The sequence below is a fragment of the Limnobaculum eriocheiris genome, from assembly GCF_021010575.1.
Lineage (GTDB): Bacteria > Pseudomonadota > Gammaproteobacteria > Enterobacterales > Enterobacteriaceae > Limnobaculum > Limnobaculum eriocheiris.
Genome location: NZ_JAJNAG010000080.1, coordinates 1 through 5070 on the forward strand (window position 1 = coordinate 1; position 5070 = coordinate 5070).

5 protein-coding genes and 2 pseudogenes are annotated in these 5070 nt (G+C 48.5%); 2 read left to right on the forward strand and 5 right to left on the reverse strand.

Annotated features, from left to right (window positions below):
• Positions 1–110: pseudogene (locus LPW36_RS17390) on the forward strand (integrase); the annotation flags it as partial.
• Positions 111–674: 564 nt separating this feature from the next.
• Here LPW36_RS17390 and LPW36_RS17395 read toward each other — a convergent pair.
• From LPW36_RS17395 to LPW36_RS17415, 5 genes and pseudogenes are all read right to left on the reverse strand, one after another.
• Positions 675–908: a hypothetical protein gene (locus LPW36_RS17395; protein ID WP_230611842.1), complete on the reverse strand. Its 234-nt coding sequence runs from the start codon at positions 906–908 to the stop codon at positions 675–677.
• A 238-nt stretch (positions 909–1146) separates the two neighbouring features.
• Entirely contained in the window at positions 1147–1806 is a 660-nt protein-coding gene (gene tssL, locus LPW36_RS17400) for a type VI secretion system protein TssL, short form (protein WP_230611844.1), read from the reverse strand.
• On the reverse strand, positions 1803–3155 hold the full coding sequence (gene tssK, locus LPW36_RS17405; protein ID WP_230611846.1) for a type VI secretion system baseplate subunit TssK: 1353 nt from the start codon (positions 3153–3155) through the stop codon (positions 1803–1805). The genes tssL and tssK overlap by 4 nt, the downstream gene beginning before the upstream one ends.
• A 21-nt stretch (positions 3156–3176) precedes the next feature.
• Positions 3177–4715 (reverse strand): type VI secretion system contractile sheath large subunit, encoded by a 1539-nt coding sequence (gene tssC, locus LPW36_RS17410; RefSeq protein ID WP_230611848.1) that lies wholly within the window; start codon positions 4713–4715, stop codon positions 3177–3179.
• 37 nt (positions 4716–4752) lie between these two features.
• Positions 4753–4953 (reverse strand): annotated as a pseudogene (locus tag LPW36_RS17415) (type VI secretion system contractile sheath small subunit); the annotation flags it as partial.
• Positions 4954–4998: 45 nt separating this feature from the next.
• Between LPW36_RS17415 and LPW36_RS17420 the strand changes: the two are divergent.
• Positions 4999–5070, forward strand: a 72-nt coding sequence (locus tag LPW36_RS17420; RefSeq protein WP_338085959.1) for an IS1 family transposase, incomplete at its 3' end; no start/stop codon positions are given.

A 5070-nucleotide genomic window follows, 5' to 3' on the forward strand; every position in this document is an offset into this window, starting at 1 on the left:
TGAATGAATACAACAGTGAGCGGCCCCATGAATCCCTGAATAACCTGACACCGGAAGAATACCGGCTGATGGCTGAAAACCCAGAAATCTCAAAAAGTATGTGGTACTAAAATGGGTGTGCTTACACGGCTGTTGTGTATCGCTGAGTACCTGAATAACCTGCTCATCCAGCCACTGTTGTAGGGTTTTCAATATCACCGCCAGATGCTGACGCTGACATTGGTGTTGTTGTTCTCCCTGCTGACACCACTGATTTAGAGGCGTGTGGCAGTCATCTAAAATGCGTATTCCCGAACTCTGTTTATTCCACCAAAACCAGGGGGCTGGCTCTGGTGCTTTATCACCCAGTCTGGTATTGACTGTCAGATACCCCGGCAGCTTATAGCCGCTGGTTTTGCTGGCATCCGCCCATGACTGGCGAAACGTTTGCAGATATCCCACCAGTGACTGACTGTTGATATAGCGTTCAGGTGTCAGCGTGAACAACACGCCTATCCTTCCTGCCATCTCGGGCCAGCGTCCACTCAGGGCATCTGCCGTCAAAGAGAGTTCTGACATATCCGGTACTGCAATCCAGATACTCTTACCGCTTATTGCTACCTGCTTATTCTCTTGTTCAGCAAAGTAACGAGTGGTGGCATCGCCGGTGACTAATATCACCGGTAACCGGCGCCTCAGGCTCTCCGGTAATGCTTCCAGTTGTCTGTCCAGCGCATCCAGATAAGGCGATACCTGCTAACCTGTCTGGTATACCTCAGGGTGCGCCACCCTTTATATCCGCTGACCAACAGGGTCAGTACACAACCTATAACTACCCAGCCGATTGGCAAAGGTAGGAAGAACAGCAGCAGAGCCAGACAAAGACAGGTGGCATACAGCAGCTGCACTCGCCAAGGGTAATCACCCACATTCACATCCTTAATTTCAATCCCACGTCGATTTTGCAATGCCGTATCGTTGTGCAGGATCCCTTACCCCATCGATAAGGTGACAACCCGGGTATGACGCTAAGTTATCCACACGTCTTAATATCAATACCTCAGGAACTTCCCTATTTCTGTGTAAGATTTTCTCTCCTGTAAAACGCTTGTTTAATTGCATTGGTTTTCATACCGGCAGCAGTCACAGTGCCGGATTGAAAAATTGTTATGCGCCCTGTAATAGCTGAACCAACGTACTGTCCAGATGTTGGCGTAACAGCATGTACAGTAAAATTACTGCCATTACTGAAATACCGGTCCAGAACAGCAGCGAAGAGTTACGCCAGAAGCCGCCTTTTCCCTGTACTGCGTTGATCATCGATACGCTTTTACCCACGGAAGATTCAGGTAACAATTCCCGTACCGCAATCACCAACTGTTCTCTTTCTGTTTGTGGCTGCGACAGATAACGCCCCTGGAAGCCCAGCCCCAAAATACGGTCATAGCAAGCCAGTACCAGTTGAGCACCTTCCGGATGACGTATACGTTGACGGATGCGTTCAAACAGCTCATCACCCGCCTGATAAGTTTTAAAGAAGGTGACCTGTAATGGTGTGCTCTGCCAAACGTTGTAACCTCCATTGTTATTGCGTAACAGAACGGTTTCATCCAGTAAGGCACAGGCGGCGTAACTGATATCGTTAACCACATCGGTACCGCATTGCATTTCGGTTAAGCGCTTACGCAGTTGGTTGATTTGTTCTACGCAACGTTTGTACAGCGCTTCCCCCTGCTCCACCATTGAGTCAGCTCGCAAATGCACCACCGTCAGGGCGATATCGCGCAACAGTTCATCAATGGAGACACTTTTCAGGTTTTGGCTCATGATTTAAGTACCGCAAACAGTTCCAGAGAAACGTCCGGCAGTGAACGCGGAACATAAAACTCACAGCAACGTGCTGCCAGCATGCTCTGCGCGGCCGGATGGGTTAAGTCCAGAGCGAAGTACTGATTATCCAGACGCAGCGGGATGGCCGCTGGCACATGGCTTAATGCTTTTAGCGGAACGCCGGACAGCGCTGAGTTAATGATTTGGCTCACATCATCCGGAGAGCCGACTTTACACAGCACCGGCATCAGTTCCAGCAGTTGGTGCGCCGGTAACGAAGAACGTACCGACAGATAGAAATCGGCCTCTTCCGTCAGGCGGCTATCCTGTAAACGACCAGACCAGCGGGTACCATTGCTGTGAACCAGATCGATAGCAATCACTCTTGATGGCAGGCTGGCCTCTAACAGTTGCCCAATCAGCTTAAACAGCGGCGGGAACACTCTGTCCAATTGGGTATGCTGATAAGACGGGATCGCCTCAACATCATGTTCCAGAGAGAACGTTAGCAGTGCACCGACCAGCGAGACCAGTTGTTGATAAAGCTGTTCAGGATGAGTAACCGGATACTGTTGCAAAAATTTAAGCAGCGGTTCATGGCTGTTCAGTGCGTTAAGCAACCAGAATAGGGACACATCGGCTACGGCAAATTCTGCCATTTGCTGATTGCGTTCACGACGCATTCCCATCAGGCGCTGACGTTTTGATTGCACCTGAGTGCATAACATATCCAGCTGTTGAGTTAGCACGCCATTACTGGCAGCTAAACTCAGTAACGGAGGCAGAAAAGCTGGTTCAATAGCAAACAGACCGTTAGCATCGCGTTTCAAACGAACCAATGGACAGGTAAGATAATCTCCCTGCTCTTCGAAATCGAACAACAGTGTCAGTGCATAGCGCTCAACGGCAATGGATTCATTACCCTGACCAAACAGATCCTGAATTTCTACCCATTCTTGCCGGTAGCGTAATGGCCGCTCCGAGTAGTTACCTTCCTGATGGCAGTTGCCACCGTTGGCATGTAACAACGGCAACCCCAACAGAACCGTCACTTCATTACGGTCAGCCGGAATGCTTTGTTTCAGATCGCGGGCCGGAGGTAAAGCATCAGAGATGTCGGTATCTATCCAACTACCATCGGGAAAACGCACGCTTAAACTTTCTGCGTTAAGTTTATCCAATGTCAAAGCCTGAGCGTCAAACGCAACGCGCTGGACGCCCCAGGGATTAGCCAGGCAGAGCCTGGCAATTTGGTCGTTACTAAACGCTTCCCATCGACTTTGTTGCTGGAATTGTTCCGGCGACAAAAACGCACCTTCGCTCCATAACGGGCGGTGGATCTTCATTATTTCAAACTCCGGATAAAATTAAGCTTTAGCCTTTGGCATTTGAGAAACCATCGATAAATTGATGTCCATGCCTTCAATCTGGAAGTGAGGAATAAGGAATGTTTTCACACGGAAGAAGCCCGGGTTATCGTCAATATCTTCTACGATAACTTTTGCCTGACGCAACGGATGCGATGCCTGAACTTCATCACTCGGATCGGTCATTTCGGTTACCAGATTATTGATCCAGGCATTCAGCTCCAGCTCCAGCACGCGGCGGTCTTTGGTGGCGCCGATATTTTCACGCTGAATCACTTTCAGATAATGGGCAATACGTGACAGCAGGAAAATGTACGGTAAACGGGCATTGATTCGGCTGTTAGCGGTAGCTTCTTTAGTGTCATACAGTGCCGGTTTCTGGGCTGAGTTAGCGGAGAAGAAACACGCGTAGTCACGGTTTTTATAGAATGACAGTGGAATGAAGCCCAGATTAGCAAATTCAAATTCACGGGTTTCCGGGATCAGTACTTCCGTTGGGATCTTAACCTGATTACCGGTACCCAGGTCATACAAATGGATTGGCAAATCGTCGACCAGACCGCCAGCCTGCGGGCCACGAACCTGTACACACCAGCCGTTACGGACGAAGCTTTTCACCATATTGGCCGCAAAAGCAAATGAGGCGTTGGTCCACAGATAACGATCGTGATCCGGCCCTTTTACCTCTTCGGTGTAATTGAAGTTACGCACCGGTACCGTATCCGGACCGTATGGCAGACGCGCCAGTACGCGTGGCAGGGTTAAACCCACATAGCGGGAATCATCGGTATCACGGAAGCTTTTCCACTTGGTATATTCAGCACGGTCAAAGTAGTTAGCAATATCTTTAATTGCCGCCACTTCTTCCATATTATTTTTACCAAAGAACGCCGGACCTACGGAGGCAATAAACGGCATATGGGCCGCTGCCGCCACTTTAGAGATATTGCGCAGCAATGCAACATCCTGCGGGCCACGGTCAAACTCAAAGTTAGAAATGGTTACGCCAATGGGTTCTCCGCCCGGGGTGTCATATTCCTGAATGTAGGTATGACGGTAAAAACCGGTTTGGATAGTTTCTGGTGCATCTTCGAAGTCTTGCTGTAGGGCTTCTTTTGAAGCATCCAGTACTTCGATTCTGACATTTCGACGAAAATCGGTGCGATCAACCAGAAACTTTAAACCGCGCCATGCAGACTCGATAGATTGAAACTCAGGGTGATGCATTACGGCATCCAACTGCTCACTCAGTTGTTTATCGATTTGGCTGATATGAAAATCCAGCAGGCTCTTATCCAACTTGTCCACTTTTTGCGCCGATTGCTGAACCATATTCAGAAATACGTTAACCGCCATAGTGACGCGTTCATCTGCTGAGGCTTCAGCCAACGCATCGTTGTCCTGAAACTTAACGATATCGTCAAATTGCGCAACCGGAGTGAGATTAATTTTATCAAACAGCGACTGATAGACGCTGCTGGCATCTTTCACTACGGTGCTGGCACTTTTAGAACTGGAACCTTGTGTAGAGGTAGACATAAATAATCCTTATAAAATACGTATCAAAGAATGATGATTACTGAGAATCAGAACCGTTTGGCAAAGAACCAATTGCCGCTAATTCAGCACGCAGTTCGTCTGATAATTGTTCATCTTTTAAAATACGTTCCAGTTCCAGGCGGAAAGTCGCGTTATCCAACAGGTTGGATTTCAGGTCGCGTAATAAATTACGCATAGCGAGTAATGAACGTAATGCAGGGATCTGTTTTGCGGTCGTGACGCATATTTAGTGTTGTGGTATTCTTCGCCCTTTGGATGATTGATGGCAAAGATTGATGTAGTTTGTCCCCGCTGTTCTGAAACGAGTGATGTGATCCGAAACGGTCATTCCACC